This is a genomic window from Amycolatopsis sp. CFH S0740 (assembly GCF_004522315.1).
Lineage (GTDB): Bacteria > Actinomycetota > Actinomycetes > Mycobacteriales > Pseudonocardiaceae > Amycolatopsis > Amycolatopsis nivea.
In genome coordinates, this window is record NZ_SDLS01000014.1 from 122,966 (window position 1) to 140,165 (window position 17,200).

Genomic DNA, 17,200 nt, shown 5'->3' on the forward strand with positions numbered 1-17,200 from the left:
GGCGGGCTCGTCCGAGCGGCCGACTAGGCTGGTGGGCATGGCTGTGGCGGTTCGGGTGATTCCCTGTCTCGACGTCGACGCGGGCCGGGTCGTGAAGGGCGTCAACTTCGCCGACCTGCGCGACGCGGGCGACCCGGTGGAGCTCGCGCGCCGGTACGACGCCGAAGGCGCTGACGAGCTGACCTTCCTCGACGTCACCGCGTCCTCCGGCGACCGCGAAACCACCTTCGACGTGGTCCGCCGCACCGCCGAGCAGGTCTTCATCCCGCTCACCGTCGGCGGCGGCGTGCGCTCCACCGACGACGTCAACCGGCTGCTGCGCACCGGCGCGGACAAGGTGAGCATCAACACGGCCGCGATCGCCCGCCCGGAGCTGCTGCGCGAGGCGTCGCGCCGGTTCGGGGCGCAGTGCGTCGTGCTGTCCGTCGACGCGCGGCGAGTGCCCGAAGGCAGCGAACCGACCGCGTCCGGTTTCGAGGTCACCACGCACGGCGGCCGGCGCGGCACCGGCATCGACGCGGTGGAGTGGGCCGCGCGCGGCGAGGAACTCGGCGTGGGCGAGATCCTGCTCAACTCGATGGACGCCGACGGCACCAAAACCGGCTTCGACCTCGAACTGATCGACCTGGTCCGCAAGGCGGTGCGGGTCCCGGTGATCGCCAGCGGCGGCGCGGGCGCGACCGAGCACTTCCTGCCCGCCGTGCAAGCGGGCGCGGACGCGGTGCTCGCGGCGAGCGTATTCCACTTCGGACAGTTGACGATCGGCGACGTGAAGGGCGCGCTGCGCACCGGAGGGGTGGTCGTGCGATGAGCCTTTCGCCGGAACTTTCCGCCCGGATCAAGCGCAACGCGGACGGGCTGATCGCCGCGGTCGTGGTGGACCACGCGACGTCCGACGTGCTGATGATGGCCTGGATGAACGACGACGCGCTTGAATCCACGCTCACCACGCGCCGCGGCACGTACTGGTCGCGCAGCAGGCAGGAACTGTGGGTGAAGGGCGAGACCTCGGGTCACGTCCAGCACGTCCGCGAAGTCCGCATCGACTGCGACGGCGACACGGTGCTGCTGCGCGTGGACCAGACCGGCCCGGCCTGCCACACCGGCACGCACACGTGCTTCGACACCGACGACCGGCTGCTGCTCGCGGACGAGAACGCGTGATGGCCGTCGTCGCGAACGTGCTGATCGGGCTCGTCGCCCTGATCCACCTGTACATCGTGGTGCTGGAGATGGCCCTGTGGACCACGCCGCGGGCGCGCGCGGCGTTCGGCACCACCGAGGAGTTCGCCCGCGAGAGCAAGACTTTGGCAGCGAACCAGGGGCTGTACAACGGATTCCTCGCCGCCGCGCTGATCTGGGGCCTGATCGCGGCCGATCCGGCGGGTTTCCAGCTGAAGCTGTACGGCTTGGCGTGCGTGATCGTCGCCGGTCTGTACGGGGCCGCGACGGCGTCGAAGCGGATCCTGTTCGTGCAGGTGCTGCCCGGCGTGCTGGCGCTGGTTTTCCTGCTGCTGTCGCGCTAGTCGATGTTCCCGGTGAGGTAACGCTGCAACGTCGGCGCCACCGCCGTGACCAGCGTGTCCACCTCCGCCTCCACCATCGGCGGGAACCGCGCCACGTACCGGATCAACCCGACCCCCACCAGCTGCGAAGCGCACAACGCCACCCGCAGCTCCTGGCGGTCGCCGCCGAGGTCGCTCAGCAGTCCGGTGAAAAACCCGGAGAAGAACTCACGCAGCACGGTGCTCGCCGCCTCGTGGCTGGCGATGCTGCGGATCAGCGCCTGGAACGTGTCGCCGCCGACGCCGTCCCAGCGGGTCAGGAACGTGTGCACGATCCGGGTGCCCAGTTCCTCGACCGGGCCGGCGCGCAGGACCGTGACCAGCTCCGCCGGTTCGAACGGCAGTTTCAGCACCGCTTGCGCGAACAGGCCCTCCTTGCCGCCGAACCAGTGGTTGACCATGGCCGCGTCGACGCCGGCGCGCGCGGCGATCGAGCGGACCGTCGCGCGTTCGTAGCCGTTCTCGGCGAACACCGCGCGGGCCGCTTCGAGCAGCACCGCGCGGGTGTCCTGACCAGCGGGGCGGCGGCCGCGGCGGCGCGCGGTAGTGTCTTCGGTGCTCACCGGACCATCTTGACCGGTCGCCGCCTCGAATTCAACAGTCATTGAATTGAGAGCCCGCTGACCGGCGCACCCGGGCGTAGCGGCACAATGAGGCGCATGGTCAGCTCAGCAGCCACGTCCACGGCCGGGCCCGGCCCGGTCAGCCCGTCCCGCGCCGAGTTCCGCGCGCTGGCCGAGAGCCGCCGCGTGATCCCCGTGGTGCGCCGGGTGCTCGCCGACGGCGAGACCCCGCTGGGGATTTACCGGAAGCTCGCCGCCGACCGGCCCGGCACGTTCCTCTTCGAATCGGCCGAGAACGGGAAATCGTGGTCGCGCTGGTCGTTCGTCGGCGTGCGCAGCCCGGCCGCGCTGACCGTGCGCGACGGCAAGGCGGTCTGGACCGGCACCCCGCCGGACAACCTGCCGACCGAGGGCGACCCGCTGCAGGTGCTGCGCGCGACCGTCGAGGCGCTGCACACCGAACCGCTTCCCGGCCTGCCCCCGCTGACCGGCGGGATGGTCGGCTACCTCGGCTACGATTCCGTGCGCTGGCTGGAAAAGCTGCCCGAGCTGGCGGAACGGGACCTCGACATCCCCGAGCTGACCATGCTGCTCGCCACCGACCTCGCCGCGTTCGACCACCACGAGGGCACCGTCACGCTGATCGCCAACGCGGTCAACTGGGACGACTCGGCCGAGCGCGTGGACGCCGCCTACGACGACGCGCTAGCCCGGCTGTCCGCGATGACCGAGCAGCTGCGGGTGCCCGCGCCGCCCACGGTCGCGACGTTCGACCGTCCCGCGCCGGAATTCCGCCGCCACCGCAGCAAGGAAGACTTCCACGCGGCGGTCGACAAGGCGGTCGAGGCGATCAAGGCCGGCGAAGCGTTCCAGGTCGTGCCGTCGCAACGATTCGAGATCGAGACCGGGGCCGACGCGCTCGACGTGTACCGCGTGCTGCGCACCTCCAACCCGAGCCCGTACATGTACCTGCTGCGGCTGGAGGGCTTCGACATCGTCGGCTCCAGCCCGGAATCGCTGGTGACCGTCCGCGACGGCCGCGCCACCACGCATCCCATCGCGGGCACCCGCTGGCGGGGCGCGGATCCGGAGGAGGACGCGCAGCTGGCCAAGGACCTGCTCGCGGACGAGAAGGAACGCGCCGAGCACCTGATGCTCGTCGACCTCGGCCGCAACGACCTCGGCAAGGTCTGCAAGCCGGGCACCGTGCACGTGGTCGACTTCTTCCAGATCGAGCGCTACAGCCACGTCATGCACATCGTGTCCACGGTGACCGGCGAGCTGAAGGACGACGCCACGGCGTTCGACGCGGTCGCGGCCTGTTTCCCGGCGGGCACCCTTTCCGGCGCGCCCAAGGTCCGGGCGATGCAGCTGATCGAGGAGCTGGAACCGGTGCGCCGCGCGCTGTACGGCGGCGTGGTCGGCTATCTGGACTTCGCCGGCGACGCGGACACGGCGATCGCGATCCGCACCGCGCTGATGCGCGACGGGACCGCGTACGTCCAGGCCGGCGGCGGCGTGGTCGCGGACTCGGTCCCGGACTACGAGGACACCGAGTCGCTCAACAAGGCCCGCACGGTGCTGTCCGCGATCGCCGCGGCGGGCACGATGATCCCGGCGGGGGAACTGGACCCGGCTGAGGACGCGGCCGGTGTCTGAGCAGTCCGGCGAGGCGGAACCACGGCGCGGCGGCGCCGAGGCGGAAGCGGCGGGCCCGGAAGCCCGGCCCGCGAACGGGGCGAAGGCGAAGCGTCCACTGTGGACGATCATTCTCGCCCTCCTGCTCGGCGCGCTGGCGCTGTGGGGAGCGTCCCGGATGGTGTGGTTCGCCGAATTCCGCGACGAGGGCGTGCGCGGCACCGTCCTGTACACCGAACCCGGCGAACAGCGCGCCACCGCGCTCGTGCCGCTGGCGCTCCTGGCGCTCGCGGGCGTCGCCGGGGCGGTCGCGACCGGCGGCTGGCTGCGCCGGGTGCTCGGGATCGTGCTGGTGCTCGCCGGTGCGGCAGGCGTCTGGAACGGCGTCGACGGGATCAAGTTCGGCGGGTTCGCACCGGGGCTGCCGGGCACGGAAATCGTGCTCGGCCACCTGATCGCCGTGCTCGGCGGAATTCTCGTCGCGCTCGGCGGGTTGGCAGCGATCAAGTGGGCGGGAGCCGCGCGGAAGCTCGGGGCCCGTTACGCCGCGCCGGGAGCCAAGGCGGCGCGCAAGGATCCGGACACCGAGCTGTGGGAGGCGTTGTCGGAGGGGGACGACCCGACCGATCCGCCGGATCCGCGGCGCTGAGCAACCCGGAACCGGCCGGTCATCGAGCGGGGGTTAGCATCGTTTCGGCGGGAAGGGGAAGGTTTTTGTGAGCGAGCTTGCGAGTGGACCCAGGAGTGCGGCAGCGAGTAGGGGCGTCCGATGAGCGTGCTCGAAGACATCGTCGCCGGCGTGCGCGAGGACCTCGCGCAGCGGGAATCCGCGCTGCCGTTCGACGAACTGAAGGCAAGGGCGGCCAAGGCCGTCCCGCCGCGTGACGTGATGTCCGCGCTGCGCGAGTCCGGCATCGGCGTCATCGCCGAGGTGAAGCGGCGCAGCCCGTCCAAGGGCGATCTGGCCGCGATTCCCGACCCGGCCGCGCTGGCCCGCGACTACGAGGACGCCGGCGCGCGCGTCATCAGCGTGCTCACCGAGCAGCGCCGCTTCGGCGGCTCGCTCGCCGACCTCGACGCGGTGCGCGCCGCGGTCGACATTCCCGTGCTGCGCAAGGACTTCATCGTCAGCCCGTACCAGGTGCACGAGGCCCGGCTGCACGGCGCGGACATGGTGCTGCTGATCGTCGCCGCGCTGGAGCAGAACGCGCTCGCCGCGCTGCTCGACCGCGTCGAATCGCTCGGCATGACCGCGCTCGTGGAGATCCACAACGCCGAGGAGGCCGACCGCGCGCTCGAAGCGGGCGCGAAGGTCATCGGCGTCAACGCGCGCAACCTGCACACCCTCGAAGTGGACCGCGACGTGTTCTCCCGCCTCGCGCCCGGCCTGCCGATGGACGTGTTCAAGGTCGCCGAGTCCGGCGTCCGCGGCCCGGGCGACCTGATGTCGTACGCCGGCCACGGCGCGGACGCGGTGCTCGTCGGCGAGGGCCTGGTCGCCTCCGGAGACCCGAAGGGCGCGGTCGTCAAGCTCGTCACCGCCGGTTCGCACCCCGCCTGCCCGAGGCCCTCGCGGTGACCGAACGAGGCAAGCACGACCCGGACGAGCGCGGCTACTACGGCCCGTACGGCGGCCGGTTCATGCCGGAAGCGCTGATCGGCGTGGTCGACGAGGTCGCGGCGGAGTACGAGAAGGCCCGCCACGATCCCGCGTTCACCAACGAGCTGAACCGGCTGCTCACCGAGTACGCGGGCCGTCCGTCGCTGCTGACCGAGGCCAAGCGGTTCGGCGAGCACGCGGGCGGCGCGCGGGTGTTCCTCAAGCGCGAGGACCTCAACCACACCGGTTCGCACAAGATCAACAACGTGCTGGGCCAGGCACTGCTCACCGTGCGGATGGGCAAGAAGCGCGTCATCGCGGAGACCGGCGCGGGCCAGCACGGCGTCGCCACGGCCACCGCGTGCGCGCTGCTGGGTCTGGACTGCGTCGTGTACATGGGCGAGGTCGACACCGAGCGGCAGTCGCTGAACGTCGCGCGGATGAAGCTGCTCGGCGCCGAGGTCATCCCGGTGAAGACCGGGTCGCGCACGCTCAAGGACGCGATCAACGAGGCGCTGCGCGACTGGGTCACCAACGCCGACACCACGCACTACCTCTTCGGCACCGCCGCCGGTCCGTCGCCGTTCCCGATGATGGTGCGCAACTTCCACCACGTCATCGGCGAGGAGGCGCGGGCCCAGATCCTGGAGAAGGCGGGCAGGCTGCCGGACGTCGTCGCGGCGTGCGTCGGCGGCGGGTCCAACGCCATCGGCATCTTCTCCGGCTTCTACGACGACCCGTCGGTGCGGCTGGTCGGCCTCGAGCCGGGCGGCGAGGGCATCGAGGGCAACCGGCACGGCGCGACGCTCACCAAGGGCAGCCCGGGCAACCTGCACGGCGCGATGTCGTACCTGCTGCAGGACGAGGACGGCCAGACGGTCGAATCGCATTCGATCTCGGCGGGCCTGGACTACCCGGGCGTCGGCCCGGAGCACGCGTGGCTCAAGGACTCCGGCCGCGCCGAGTACCGCCCGGTCACCGACGCGGCCGCGATGGACGCCTTCCGGCTGCTGTCGCGCACCGAGGGCATCATCCCGGCGATCGAATCGGCGCACGCGCTGGCCGGGGCCCTGGAACTGGGCCGCGAGCTGGGCCCGGACGGGCTGATCGTGGTCAACCTGTCGGGCCGGGGCGACAAGGACATGGACACCGCGGCCCAGTGGTTCGGGCTCGTGGACGGGGAGGGCAAGTGAGCGGCCTCGACGAGCTGTTCGCGGCGACGCGGGCGGAACACCGGGCCGCGCTGGTCGGCTACCTGCCCGCCGGATTCCCCTCCGTGGACGGGTCGAAGGACCTGCTGGCCGCGACGATCGACGGCGGAGCGGACCTGGTCGAGGTCGGCGTCCCGTACTCCGACCCGGTCATGGACGGCCCCACCATCCAGGCGGCCGCCGAGTCGGCGCTCGCCAGCGGATTCCGGCTGAAGCAGCTGTTCGAGGTCGTGGAATCGGTGTCCGCGCGCGGCGGCCGCGCGGTCGTGATGACGTACTGGAACCCGGTGCACCGCTACGGGGTCGACGCGTTCGCGCGCGACCTGGCGTCGGCCGGCGGGCTGGGCCTGATCACGCCGGACCTGATCCCGGACGAGGCCGACGAGTGGATGGCCGCCTCTACGGAACATGGGCTGGACCGGATCTTCCTGGTCGCGCCGTCGTCGTCGGAGGAGCGCCTGGCGAAAACCACGGCGGCCTCGTCGGGCTTCGTGTACGCGACCGCGGTGATGGGCGTGACCGGCGCCCGCGACGCGGTGGGTGTGCACGCGGAGGACCTGGTGCGGCGGACTCGCGCGCACACGGAGCTGCCGATCGGCGTCGGCCTCGGGGTCCGGTCGCGCGAGCAGGCCGCGCAGGTGGCCGGGTTCGCGGACGCGGTGATCGTCGGATCCGCACTGGTCACGGCCGCGGCGGACGGTCCGGACGGCGTGGCGAAGCTGGCCGCGGAGCTGGCGAAGGGCGTGCGCGAGGCGGTCGCTCCGGCCTGATCGCGGGCCGGTCGCCGGAAACTGTCGGTGGTCGTTCGTACTCTCTCGGTATGCATCAGAACCGAGAGGGAGAACGGAGATCATGGCAGACTGGACCCGGCACGAAAGACCGAACGCAGGCGGAGGTGACCCGTGTTGGCAACACCGACGGGCCTTGAGTTCCGGGTCACCGCCCCGCCCGGCGGCTGGACGGTGGAGAGCGTTCTCGAGCTGCCGGACGAGGAACGGGCGCGCAACGTCGTCGAACTCGTCGACGGGGTGTTGCACGTGAGCCCGCTGGCGAGGCTCGAGCACCAGCGGCTGGTCGGCCGGTTGTGGGGCCAGCTGAGTCCCGGGGCCGCACCCCGCTGTGAAGTGCTTCCCGGAGCCAATCTCGTCCTGGGCAACCGGAACGACCGGCTGCTGATCCCCGATCTCGTCGTCAGTACGGCTCCCGGTCTCGAAGGGGTCAGCCTGACCGAGAAGCACGTGCTGCTCGTCGCGGAGATCGAATCGCCGTCCACGCGGGTGCAGGACCGGATCTTCAAGAAAGCCCTCTACGCCGAAGCCCTCATCCCGTACTACCTGCTCGTCGACCCGGAGCAGGAAGCCGCCACCGTCTACGCGCTTTCCGACGGCGACTACCTGCCGCACGCGAAGAGCGAAGGCGGGGTGCTCACCCTGGCCGAACCGTTTCCCGCGGAGCTGGATCTGCGGGCTTGAGCGGCCGGTTGTACGCATCGTGTACGCCGTCCGCGCACAGTGCGGCGCATGGCTTTCGACATCGGACAAGTTCCCCGGAGGACGTTCCTGCGCGGGGCGGCCGGCGTGAGCGCTGCCGCGGCGGCGGGGCTCGTGCTGCCCGGTCTCGCGGACGCCGCCGACGCGCCGCGCATCTACAGCTGTGCCGAATGGGGTGCGCGCCCGCCCGCGGATCCGCTCACCACGCTCGACCATCCCGCCAACCGCGTGCTCATCCACCACATCGACTGCCCCAACAGCACCGACTACTCGCTCGAGCACGCGTTCCAGGTCGCGCGCGACGACCAGGCTGACCACATCGACAACAACGGCTGGTCCGACACCGGCCAGCACTTCACGGTCTCCCGCGGCGGCTACCGTCTCGAAGGCCGCCACGGCAGCCTGGACGCGTTGCGCAGCGGCAAAAAGATCGTCCGCGCGGCGCATTGCCCCGGCCAGAACGACAACGCGATCGGCATCGAGAACGAGGGCACCTACATGCAGGTCGCCCCGCCGAAGGCGCAGTTCGATTCGCTGGTCGTGTTCGTGGCGTACGTGTGCCGCCAGTACGGCATCCCGGTGAAGGAAATCAAGGGACACCGCGACTTCTACAACACGGATTGCCCGGGCGACAAGCTGTACGCGATGCTGCCGGAATTGCAGTCCCGGGTGGCGGCCCTGCTTCGTTGAGCGGGTTCAGTGCAGGAAACGCATTGCCCGGCACAATTCCGCGGGCTCCAGCGATCTCAGCTCGGCCACCTCGGCGCGGCGCACGTCCGCCAACGTGGTGGCCAGCTGGGGTCCGAACGCCGTCCGCAGCACCTCGTCGGCCTCGAACGCGTCGACCGCCTCCGACAACGACTTCGGCAACCGGGCGACTCCGGCCGCGGCGGCGTCAGCAGGGGAGAGCGAGCCTGGATCCACGCTGACCGGTTCCGGCAGGCACGCCTCGGCGTCGATCCCCGCCAGTCCGGCGAAAAGCAGGCCAGCCACCACCAGGTACGGGTTCGCGGTGAGGTCGAAGCACTTGACCTCCAGATTCGCCGCCGTGTCGCGCTGTCCGGCCGCGCCGCGGATCAGCCGCAGCGGTGCTTCGCGGTTTTCCAGTCCCCACGCGGTGAACACGCCTGCCCAGTGGTGCGGTTCCAGCCGCAGATAGCTGACCACCGACGGCGCGCCCACCGCCAGCAACGCGGGCAACCGGCGGAAAATCCCCGCACCGAAGGATTCCGCGGTCGAGGTCAACCCGAACGCGCCGGTCCCGCCCGCACACAGATTCCGGTCGCCGTCCCAAAGACTCAAGTGCACGTGCCCGCCATTGCCGACGCCGCCGGGTTCGAACTTCGGCGTGAACGACGCGCGCAACCCGTGCGCGGCGGTCACCGTTCGCACGGTTTCCCTTGTCAGCACGGCTAAATCGGCTGCCCGCAAGGGATCCGTCGCTGCGATCGACAGCTCGAACTGGCCCGCCGCGTACTCCGGGTGGATCTGCTCCACCGTCACCCCGCAACGCTCCAAAGTGGACACAAGGGCACGCAGGTACTCGTGGTTCGCGCTCAACCGGGAGTATCCGTAAGCCGGTCCGGGCAGCGGGACCCCGTCCGCGTCGGTCGCGATCCACTCCAGTTCGAACGCCATCCGCGCGGTCAGGCCGCGGTCGGCGAGCTGGGCCACGGCGGTCGCGGCGAGCGCGCGGGTGTCCTGCGGGTGCGGCTGTCCGTCCTGGTCGTACCGCCACGCCGGGGCCCACGCCCAGCCGGGTTGGGCGGCGAGGACGGTGAGCGCGTCGAGGTCGGGATGCAGCCGCAGGTCGCCGACCGGTCCGAGGGAGTGCTCGCCGTTCGCGATGCTGTCGGTGCCGAGGAAGAAGTCGAACGAATTGGACGCGCCGACGCCCCACGCCGCGACCGTCGCCAGCCTCGCCACCGGGACGGCTTTGACCCGCGAAATCCCGGAGTTGTCCACGAAACTCAGCGCGACGAGCTCGACGCCCGCTTCCTTCATCCGGCCGGCGGCGGCAGCGCCGAGTTCCGCGAGCCGGTCGCGGTCGAGGTGCGAGGGGGTGGACGGCAAGGCGCGCTCCTTCGATACCGGACGAGGTTCAGCCAGTCGGCGCTGGTTGTCCGCGCCGCCTCGGATGTTCACTGTGTACTCCGCGGGGAAAGGAGCGCATCCGTGTCCGGAGACCGTCCCGAATTGCGGCGCACCCTGTCAGTCTGGCAGGCCGTCGGGTTGTCCGTCGCGCTCATGGCACCCAGCATGGCCGCGAACATCAATCCACAGCAAACAGCCGCGGCCGCCGGGCGCGCGGTGCCGCTGGCGTTCCTGCTTTCGGCGGCGGGAGTGCTGCTGGTCGCGTACGGCTTCGTCCAGCTCTGCCGGCACTACCAGCACGCCGGATCCGTCTACGCCTTCGTCGGCGCGACGCTCGGGCCGCGTGCGGGCGTGGTGTCCGGGATCGGGCTTCTCGGCACGTACACCTTCTACGCCGTGGTCACCAGTTCCGCCGCGGGCGTGCTGGGCACGGCGTTCCTGACGCAGGTCGGGATCTGGCCGCATCCGCCGTCGTGGGGGCCGTTCGTGCTGACCGCGGTCGCGCTGATCGGCAGCTGGCTGCTCGCGGTCGCCCCGGCCCGCCGCGGCACCAGCACGCTGCTCGCCGTCGAGGGCGCGACCATCGCGCTCATCCTGCTGGTCACCGTGGTCATCCTGGTCCGCTTGATCGCGGGCGACGCCCCCAGCGGCCGGTTCACCCTCCAGGTTTTCGTGCCGGACACCGGAATCTCCGGCATTTTCCTCGGTGCGGTGTTCGGTTTCCTGTCGTTCGCCGGTTTCGAGGCCGCCGCAACGCTCGGCGAGGAAACCCGAGACCCGCGCCGCAACATCCCGCGCGCGATCCTCGGCACGGCCATCTTCGGCGGCACCTACTTCGTCCTCGTGACCGCCGTCGAGATGATGGCCTTCGGCGGCAACGCCACCGCGTTCCACGACTCCCCGTCGCTGCTGGGCGACCTGGGCAGCCGCTTCGTCGGCCCGTGGGTCGGCGACGTCATCAGCGCGGGCGCCGCGATCAGCGCGTTCGGCTGCTGCCTGGCCTGCGTGGTCGGCGGCTCACGCCTGCTGTTCGCCCTCGGCCGCGACGCCTTCGACAGCCGCGGCATCGGCCGGATCTCCGCCAAGGGCATCCCCGCCGTCGCGGTAACCGTGGTCGCACTCGCGGCGGCGCTGATCATCTTGGTGTGCGCGGTGTTCTTCGGCGCGACCGCGGACGACACCTTCTCCTGGGCCGGATCCATCGGAACCCTGCTGTTGCTGGTGATTTACCTGCTCACCACAGTCGGCGCGATCCTGCTGCTGTTCGTGCGGCGACGGATGCGCGTGCCGTGGTGGCATCTGGTGTTCCCGATTGGTGCACTGGTGCTGCTCGGCTACACCGTGTACGTCAACGTCGTGCCGTACCCGACCGAAGGCCCGCCGCGCTGGTTCCCGGTGGTAGCGGGCGGGGTGCTGGTGCTGGCTGTGGTCGTGGTGGCGTTGGCGCCCGGATTCGCCCGTAGGGTGGGGGAGAGGCTCGCTGAAGGAGAGGCATGACCCTGAGCAGTGCCGGGTCTGGTCGTTGCGCTAGAAGCGTTCGCCGCACTCGTGGCACTTGTTGTCTGTCGGCGTTGCGGCGGCACGGCACCCTTTGCATGCGAGGCGTATCTGTGTCGGCGGGCGAGGCGGACCTGGGCGGGCGAAGCCCGGTTCCTGGCGCAACCAATTGGTGAACAGATACAAGGGATTGATGCCGGTTTGGTCCTCGGGGTGATAGCGGCGCTGGTAACCACGGCTTCGGAGCCGGGGCCTCGCCGCGCTCATTGCGTATCCAGCCCGGTGCAACCGCTGCACCATTCGACACCGGCGAATCCGGTCGAGGCGAGTTCGTCGCGTTCGTGGCGCTCCGGGTAGGCGTCATCGACCGAGCACCATGGGATCAGCCACCGAACAGACGGGTCGGCCAACTCTTGTTTCCCGTAGCGATGCACTGTCCGCCGGAACGCGGCGGTCGGGTCAGCGTGCACTCGCAACGCCAGATCCGACGTGTGCGTCGCATGAGTGCGTATTTCCTCGGCTCGCACGCGCCCTGTTCGCTTGGTCATGATCTCAACGTTCGACTACGGACGGCGCCGGACCCATCCCTCAGCGGGTATCTCACCTTGAGAAGTACCATCGTGAGATGGCCGAGCCGAACCCCAGAGGCGGACCGCTGGCGTTGCCGGACTGGGCGTGGCGACGCTCCGACGTGCGGGATGCTCTGAAGGCACGCGACATCGGCGCATTGCTGCAAGCTGTGCAGCGCTACACCGGCGCGAGCCAAAGCCGGATCGCTGTCGCCGTCGGACTGTTGCAAGGCCGCGTGTCGGAGATCGTGCGCGGCAGCCGGACCGTGACCGCTCTGCAGCTGTTCGAACGGATCGCTGACGGACTGGAGATGCCCGACGACGCGCGAATGCTGCTCGGCCTGGCACCCGTCCATCCGGCTGGGCTCGACCACCTCGGTGCGAGCGGGCGGGCCGAGATCCTGGCTGTGTTCCCCTCGCAGTCCAGGGCGCGGCCGGAGATCGAGCAGAGAGCCGGCGAAGCAACCGAAGTCGATGTGCTGGCCGTGCGCGGGCTCGGCATCCTCGGCATGAACGACTCGCTGTTGCGCACCCACGTCCGGCAACGCGCGGCGTCCGTGCGGGTGCTCCTGCTCGATCCCGACGGAGAGGCGGCGGAGCGTCGCGCTGCTGAGATCGGCGAGAAATGGGGCAGCTTCTCCGCCGGAATCCGGCTGTCGATCGAACTGCTGCACGACCTCGCCGACGACGGGGCGGAAGTCGAGGCGCACACCTATGACGTGTTGCCGACGTGGCGGGTGATCGGCCTGGACTCGACGTTGTTCGTGTCGGCGTTCGGCAACAGCCACGAGGGGCACACGTCGCCGATGTACAAGATCACCGGGTCGCCGCATGGCGCACTCCACCGCGGCTTCCGTAGGTTCATGGACGAGCTGCTGCGGACCGCACGCCGCGTCGTTTAGGGAGGTGCCGAGTGTCGATAGAGGCTGAGCTGACCGCCGTCGTCCGGAACCCCGATCGCGTGCGGGCGGAGCTTGCCGAACGGGCCAAGCCGGTGCGCTCGGTCTACGCTGACACCTACTACGACCGTCCTGACCACTCGATGGATCGGGATGGCTACGAGTTGCGCGTGCGCACCATCACGACCGGCAGGCAGCAGCGAACCGTGGTGACCTACAAGGAGCCGCCGGTGGACGCGTCCTCGCGGTCCAAGCCGGAGCACGAGACGGCCGCCGACGATCCCGCGGTCATGGCGACGATCTTCGACGCGCTGGGGTTGGTGGAGCTGGTCTCGCTCGAAAAGCGTTGCGAGAACTACAGTTTCACCGCTGATGGGCGGGAAATGCTTGCCACCGTCGTCACGATCCCTGAGCTGGCCGGGCAGACGTTCATCGAACTGGAAACGATGGCCGAGCGAGACGAGTTGCCGGAAGCGCTGCGGTCGCTGCGCGAGGTGCTCGACGGGCTCGGCGTCGGCGAGGGCGACGCGGTCGAGCAGTCCTACACCGACATGGTGATGAAGGCCCGGGGCGACTAGGCCAGCGGGCGTGGAGGTCGTGCTGGCTGTCGCCTCGGCGCCCGGATTCGCCCGTAGGGTGGGGGAGAGGCTCGCTGAAGGAGAGGCATGACCGATCTGCTGGATTTCGTCGCGGACCTGCCGCTGGTCGATCACCACTGCCACGGCGTGCGCACCGGCGGCGTCGACCGCGACGGGTTCGAGCGGATGCTGACCGAGGCGGACACCGTGTCGCCGCTGGGGACGTCGCTCTTCGATTCGCTCATCGGCCTCGCCGTGCGCGAACGCTGTGCGCCGATCCTCGACCTGCCGAAGCACGCCCCGGCCGACGAATATCTCGCGCGCCGTGACGAACTGGGCGCGCAAGAAGTCAACAGGCGGTTCCTTCGCAGCACCGGCAGCACGGATTACTTGCTGGACGGCGGTTTCCTCCCCGAATCCCTCACCACCACCCAAGACTTCGCCGCACTGGCCGACGCCCGCGCCCACGACATCGTCCGGCTCGAACAGGTCGCCGAAGACGTCATCCGCGGCGCCAGCGCCGCCGGTTTCGCCGAGGACTTCGCTGCCGAACTCGACCGCCGCACCGCCACTGCGGTAGGTGTGAAGTCGATCGCGGCGTACCGGGTCGGGCTGGAGCTGTCCGGGGAACGTCCTGCTCCGGCCGAGGTCGAAGCCGCCGCCGGACGCTGGCTGTCCCGGATCGAGGCGGGCGAACCGGTCCGGCTGGCTGACGAGGTGCTGCACCGACACCTGATCTGGGCCGGTATCGACCGGCGGCTGCCCGTGCAATTCCACGTCGGCTACGGAGATTCCGACGTCGACCTCCACCGCTGCGATCCCTTGCGGCTCACCGGTTTGCTGCGCGCGACCCGCGACGCGGGCGTCCCGATCCTGCTGCTGCACAACTACCCGTTCCACCGCAACGCCGCCTACCTCGCGCAGGTCTTCGAGCACGTTTTCGTCGACGTCGGCCTCGTCACCCACAACGCGGGCTTCCGCGCCCCCGCGATCCTGGCCGAGACGCTGGAACTCGTCCCGTTCGGGAAACTGCTGTTCTCCACGGACGCGTTCGGCCTGGCCGAGCTGTATCACCTGGGCACCGCGCTGTTCCGGCAAGGACTGTCCGACTTCCTCCGCACCGCCCTCGCCGCCGACGCACTGTCCGAAGTAGACGCCATCCGGCTGGCCCGCCTGGCTGGCCATGAGAACGCGGCCCGGATTTATCGGCTGGAGCGGAAATGAACGACCTGGTCGAGGCTTGGCGCGCGGCGTTGGCCGAGGAATTGCCCGCGGCGGTCGAGTTGCGGCATCGGATTCACGCCGACCCGCGTGCGTCTGGCGACGAAGACGACACTGCCCGGATCGTGGCGGCCGCGTTAGGTGAAGGCGAGCGAGTGGCCAAGACCGGGCGGCTGATCGAAATCGCCGCACCGCACCCCGGCCCAGCCGTAGCGTTGCGTGCCGAACTCGACGCGCTCCCGGTAATAGAGCGCACCGGCGTCGAATGGGCCGCGAAAACCGGCCTCATGCACGCCTGCGGCCACGACGTCCACCTCGCCGCCTTGACTGCGGTCTGCCGAGCGGCGCGGCGGGTCGAACTCCCGCGCCCGCTGTACGCGATCCTGCAACCGCGTGAGGAAACGTCGCCGTCCGGAGCGCTTGACCTGGTCGAATCGGGCATTCTGGAGGAGCGCGGCATCGACACCGTCATCGGCGCGCACGTCCAGCCGCGGCTGCCGTACGGCGTCGTTTCGGCCGCGCCGGGGCCGGTGAACGCGTCCACGGACGAGTTCGAGGTCGTGGTGCACGGCGAAGGCGGGCACGCGGGGTATCCGCATTTGCTGCGCGACCCGGTGCTGGCGCTCAGCCAACTGGTGGTGAGCCTGCAGCAGATCGCGAGCCGCCGGATCGACCCGATGCACGGTGCGGTCTGCACGATCGGCAGGCTCAGCGCGGGCACCGCGGCGAATGTCGTGCCGAATTCGGCGTCCGCGTTCGGCTCGCTGCGGCTGATGCGCGCGAGCGACCGCGAACGTGCGCTGGAGGCGCTCGACGAGGTCGTGCACGCCACCGCCCGCGCGTACGGCTGCACGGCCGACCTCCGGATCAGCCCGTGCGAACCGGTCCTGGTCAACGATCCGGCGCTGGCCGCTGCCGCGCGGACCTGGCTCGAACGCGGCGGCGCGGACGTCGATGTCGATTTCCGGTCTTTCGGCGCGGACGATTTCGCGCATTACTGCGGCGACGGCGTCCGCGGCCTGATGCTGTTCGTCGGACTCGGCGAGACCGCGGGCGCGCCCAGCCTGCACGGCGAAACGTTCCTGCCCGAGGACGCTGCGGTCGGCCAGGTCGCGGACGCGCTGCTCGCCGGATACCTGGCCGCGGCCTCGGACCTGGAGTACCCGGAGGCGGCCGTGACCGGGCTGTGACCGGGTCTTGACTAAGGGTTCCGCGGCACCGGGACCACGACCGGGGCCCGACGCGCTACGGTGGCCGCGTGTACTCCGCAGCATTCCTGGCCACGATCCCGAGCCCCGACCAAGGCGTCTGGCACCTGGGCCCGATCCCGATCCGGGCGTACGCGCTCTGCATCATCGCCGGCATCATCGTCGCGATCTGGTGGGGCGAGCGGCGCTGGGAGGCCCGGGGCGGCACCAAGGGCACGGTGCTCGACATCGCGGTGTTCGCGGTGCCGTTCGGCCTGGTCGGCGGCCGGCTCTACCACGTCATCACCGACCCGGAGCTGTACTTCACCGAGGGCAAGAACCCCTGGAACGCCTTCGCGATCTGGGACGGCGGGCTCGGCATCTGGGGCGCGGTCGCGCTCGGCGCGGTCGGCGCGCTGATCGCCTGCCGCCGCCGGGGGATCCCGCTGCCCGCGATGGCCGACGCGATCGCGCCCGGCATCATCGTCGCGCAGGCGATCGGGCGGCTCGGCAACTACTTCAACCAGGAGCTGTACGGCGCGCACACCGACCTGCCGTGGGGCCTGGAGATCTACCAGCGCTTCGACCCGGCCACCGGCGCCCCGGACGCCCTCGGCGGCGTCGCGACCGGGCACATCCCGCTGCCGGAAAGCCCGGTGCACCCGACGTTCCTGTACGAGCTGATCTGGAACCTGCTGATCGCCCTGCTCGTGGTGTGGGCGGACCGCAAGTTCAAGCTCGGCCACGGCCGCGCGTTCGCGCTGTACGTCGCTGGCTACACCGTCGGCCGCGGCTTGATCGAGCTGATGCGCACCGACACCGCCAACCACATTCTCGGCCTGCGGGTCAACGTGTGGACCTCGATCCTGCTGTTCATCGGCGCGATGGCGTACTTCGTCGTCGCGGCCAAACGCGGTCCGCGCGAGGCCCCGGAGACGTTGCGCAGCAAGGGAGACGAGCGGAACGCGGCCGTCGAGTCCGAGTCGGGCGATGTGGGGGAGAAGGACGAGAAGGCCGCGGAGGACACTGTGGACGCCGGGTCTTCCCCAGTCGAGAACGGCAAGTCCGAGAAATCTTAGGCCCAGAGC

Annotated in this window: 19 protein-coding genes; 16 read left to right on the forward strand and 3 right to left on the reverse strand. The window is 70.3% G+C overall.

What is annotated here, in order from left to right; translation table 11 throughout:
- The first annotated feature begins 37 nt into the window (after positions 1 to 37).
- The 3 genes from hisF to EIZ45_RS23810 are packed head-to-tail and all read left to right on the forward strand — an operon-like array spanning position 38 to position 1,526.
- Positions 38 to 811 carry an imidazole glycerol phosphate synthase subunit HisF gene (gene hisF / locus EIZ45_RS23800; protein ID WP_037809653.1) on the forward strand — a complete coding sequence of 258 codons (774 nt, stop codon included), beginning with the start codon at positions 38 to 40 and terminating at the stop codon, positions 809 to 811.
- Positions 808 to 1,164, forward strand: coding sequence for a phosphoribosyl-AMP cyclohydrolase (gene hisI, locus EIZ45_RS23805; RefSeq protein WP_037809655.1), 357 nt, complete (start codon positions 808 to 810; stop codon positions 1,162 to 1,164). The genes hisF and hisI overlap by 4 nt, the downstream gene beginning before the upstream one ends.
- Positions 1,164 to 1,526: a DUF1304 domain-containing protein gene (locus tag EIZ45_RS23810; RefSeq protein WP_037809656.1), complete on the forward strand. Its 363-nt coding sequence runs from the start codon at positions 1,164 to 1,166 to the stop codon at positions 1,524 to 1,526. Before hisI ends, EIZ45_RS23810 begins: the two co-directional genes overlap by 1 nt.
- On the opposite strand, the gene EIZ45_RS23815 is transcribed toward EIZ45_RS23810, so the two are convergent.
- A complete protein-coding gene (locus EIZ45_RS23815; RefSeq protein WP_037809657.1) occupies positions 1,523 to 2,128 on the reverse strand; it encodes a TetR/AcrR family transcriptional regulator in 606 nt (201 codons plus the stop codon). The two genes, EIZ45_RS23810 and EIZ45_RS23815, sit on opposite strands and share 4 nt — an antisense overlap.
- 96 nt (positions 2,129 to 2,224) lie before the next feature.
- On the opposite strand from EIZ45_RS23815, the gene EIZ45_RS23820 reads away from it, so the two are divergent.
- The 7 genes from EIZ45_RS23820 (at position 2,225) to EIZ45_RS23850 (ending at position 8,757) form a co-directional block, all read left to right on the forward strand.
- The gene (locus EIZ45_RS23820; protein WP_037809658.1) at positions 2,225 to 3,787 is read left to right on the forward strand and encodes an anthranilate synthase component I; all 1,563 of its coding nucleotides are present in this window, start codon (positions 2,225 to 2,227) and stop codon (positions 3,785 to 3,787) included.
- Between the two features lie 109 nt (positions 3,788 to 3,896).
- Entirely contained in the window at positions 3,897 to 4,415 is a 519-nt protein-coding gene (locus EIZ45_RS23825) for a Trp biosynthesis-associated membrane protein (protein WP_134665956.1), read from the forward strand.
- A gap of 120 nt (positions 4,416 to 4,535) precedes the next feature.
- The gene (gene trpC, locus EIZ45_RS23830) at positions 4,536 to 5,345 is read left to right on the forward strand and encodes an indole-3-glycerol phosphate synthase TrpC (protein WP_134665817.1); all 810 of its coding nucleotides are present in this window, start codon (positions 4,536 to 4,538) and stop codon (positions 5,343 to 5,345) included.
- Positions 5,342 to 6,559, forward strand: coding sequence for a tryptophan synthase subunit beta (gene trpB / locus EIZ45_RS23835; protein ID WP_370318170.1), 1,218 nt, complete (start codon positions 5,342 to 5,344; stop codon positions 6,557 to 6,559). Before trpC ends, trpB begins: the two co-directional genes overlap by 4 nt.
- Positions 6,556 to 7,347, forward strand: a complete 792-nt coding sequence (trpA, locus tag EIZ45_RS23840; protein ID WP_037809663.1) for a tryptophan synthase subunit alpha — start codon at positions 6,556 to 6,558, stop codon at positions 7,345 to 7,347. Before trpB ends, trpA begins: the two co-directional genes overlap by 4 nt.
- Before the next feature lie 135 nt (positions 7,348 to 7,482).
- The gene (locus EIZ45_RS23845; RefSeq protein ID WP_134665821.1) at positions 7,483 to 8,049 is read left to right on the forward strand and encodes a Uma2 family endonuclease; all 567 of its coding nucleotides are present in this window, start codon (positions 7,483 to 7,485) and stop codon (positions 8,047 to 8,049) included.
- Positions 8,050 to 8,097: 48 nt separating this feature from the next.
- The gene (locus tag EIZ45_RS23850; RefSeq protein ID WP_037809668.1) at positions 8,098 to 8,757 is read left to right on the forward strand and encodes a peptidoglycan recognition family protein; all 660 of its coding nucleotides are present in this window, start codon (positions 8,098 to 8,100) and stop codon (positions 8,755 to 8,757) included.
- Between the two features lie 6 nt (positions 8,758 to 8,763).
- Here EIZ45_RS23850 and EIZ45_RS23855 read toward each other — a convergent pair whose 3' ends face one another.
- Positions 8,764 to 10,071: a glutamine synthetase family protein gene (locus EIZ45_RS23855; RefSeq protein ID WP_205670086.1), complete on the reverse strand. Its 1,308-nt coding sequence runs from the start codon at positions 10,069 to 10,071 to the stop codon at positions 8,764 to 8,766.
- A gap of 171 nt (positions 10,072 to 10,242) precedes the next feature.
- Between EIZ45_RS23855 and EIZ45_RS23860 the strand changes: the two genes are divergently transcribed.
- Positions 10,243 to 11,658 carry an APC family permease gene (locus EIZ45_RS23860; RefSeq protein WP_134665823.1) on the forward strand — a complete coding sequence of 472 codons (1,416 nt, stop codon included), beginning with the start codon at positions 10,243 to 10,245 and terminating at the stop codon, positions 11,656 to 11,658.
- A 263-nt stretch (positions 11,659 to 11,921) separates the two neighbouring features.
- Here EIZ45_RS23860 and EIZ45_RS23870 read toward each other — a convergent pair whose 3' ends face one another.
- A complete protein-coding gene (locus EIZ45_RS23870) occupies positions 11,922 to 12,206 on the reverse strand; it encodes a hypothetical protein (RefSeq protein WP_134665827.1) in 285 nt (94 codons plus the stop codon).
- 77 nt (positions 12,207 to 12,283) lie between these two features.
- Between EIZ45_RS23870 and EIZ45_RS23875 the strand changes: the two genes are divergently transcribed.
- The 5 genes from EIZ45_RS23875 (at position 12,284) to lgt (ending at position 17,191) form a co-directional block, all read left to right on the forward strand.
- Positions 12,284 to 13,129 carry an XRE family transcriptional regulator gene (locus EIZ45_RS23875; RefSeq protein ID WP_134665829.1) on the forward strand — a complete coding sequence of 282 codons (846 nt, stop codon included), beginning with the start codon at positions 12,284 to 12,286 and terminating at the stop codon, positions 13,127 to 13,129.
- Positions 13,130 to 13,140: 11 nt separating this feature from the next.
- The gene (locus tag EIZ45_RS23880) at positions 13,141 to 13,704 is read left to right on the forward strand and encodes a class IV adenylate cyclase (protein WP_134665831.1); all 564 of its coding nucleotides are present in this window, start codon (positions 13,141 to 13,143) and stop codon (positions 13,702 to 13,704) included.
- A gap of 87 nt (positions 13,705 to 13,791) precedes the next feature.
- Positions 13,792 to 14,928: an amidohydrolase family protein gene (locus tag EIZ45_RS23885; RefSeq protein ID WP_134665833.1), complete on the forward strand. Its 1,137-nt coding sequence runs from the start codon at positions 13,792 to 13,794 to the stop codon at positions 14,926 to 14,928.
- The gene (locus EIZ45_RS23890) at positions 14,925 to 16,115 is read left to right on the forward strand and encodes a M20 family metallopeptidase (protein WP_134665835.1); all 1,191 of its coding nucleotides are present in this window, start codon (positions 14,925 to 14,927) and stop codon (positions 16,113 to 16,115) included. Before EIZ45_RS23885 ends, EIZ45_RS23890 begins: the two co-directional genes overlap by 4 nt.
- A gap of 68 nt (positions 16,116 to 16,183) precedes the next feature.
- Complete coding sequence (gene lgt / locus EIZ45_RS23895; RefSeq protein ID WP_134665837.1) at positions 16,184 to 17,191, forward strand: prolipoprotein diacylglyceryl transferase; 1,008 nt, start codon at positions 16,184 to 16,186, stop codon at positions 17,189 to 17,191.
- Positions 17,192 to 17,200: the final 9 nt, after the last annotated feature.

Coding starts and splice junctions, on each gene's coding strand:
- trpC (WP_134665817.1), top strand. CDS start 4,536: ATGAGCGTGCTCGAAGACATCGTCGCCGGCGTGCGCGAGGACCTCGCG.
- EIZ45_RS23810 (WP_037809656.1), top strand. CDS start 1,164: ATGGCCGTCGTCGCGAACGTGCTGATCGGGCTCGTCGCCCTGATCCAC.
- EIZ45_RS23875 (WP_134665829.1), top strand. CDS start 12,284: ATGGCCGAGCCGAACCCCAGAGGCGGACCGCTGGCGTTGCCGGACTGG.
- hisI (WP_037809655.1), top strand. CDS start 808: ATGAGCCTTTCGCCGGAACTTTCCGCCCGGATCAAGCGCAACGCGGAC.
- EIZ45_RS23870 (WP_134665827.1), bottom strand. CDS start 12,206: ATGACCAAGCGAACAGGGCGCGTGCGAGCCGAGGAAATACGCACTCAT.
- EIZ45_RS23890 (WP_134665835.1), top strand. CDS start 14,925: ATGAACGACCTGGTCGAGGCTTGGCGCGCGGCGTTGGCCGAGGAATTG.
- EIZ45_RS23885 (WP_134665833.1), top strand. CDS start 13,792: ATGACCGATCTGCTGGATTTCGTCGCGGACCTGCCGCTGGTCGATCAC.
- EIZ45_RS23820 (WP_037809658.1), top strand. CDS start 2,225: ATGGTCAGCTCAGCAGCCACGTCCACGGCCGGGCCCGGCCCGGTCAGC.
- EIZ45_RS23850 (WP_037809668.1), top strand. CDS start 8,098: ATGGCTTTCGACATCGGACAAGTTCCCCGGAGGACGTTCCTGCGCGGG.
- hisF (WP_037809653.1), top strand. CDS start 38: ATGGCTGTGGCGGTTCGGGTGATTCCCTGTCTCGACGTCGACGCGGGC.
- EIZ45_RS23855 (WP_205670086.1), bottom strand. CDS start 10,071: ATGAAGGAAGCGGGCGTCGAGCTCGTCGCGCTGAGTTTCGTGGACAAC.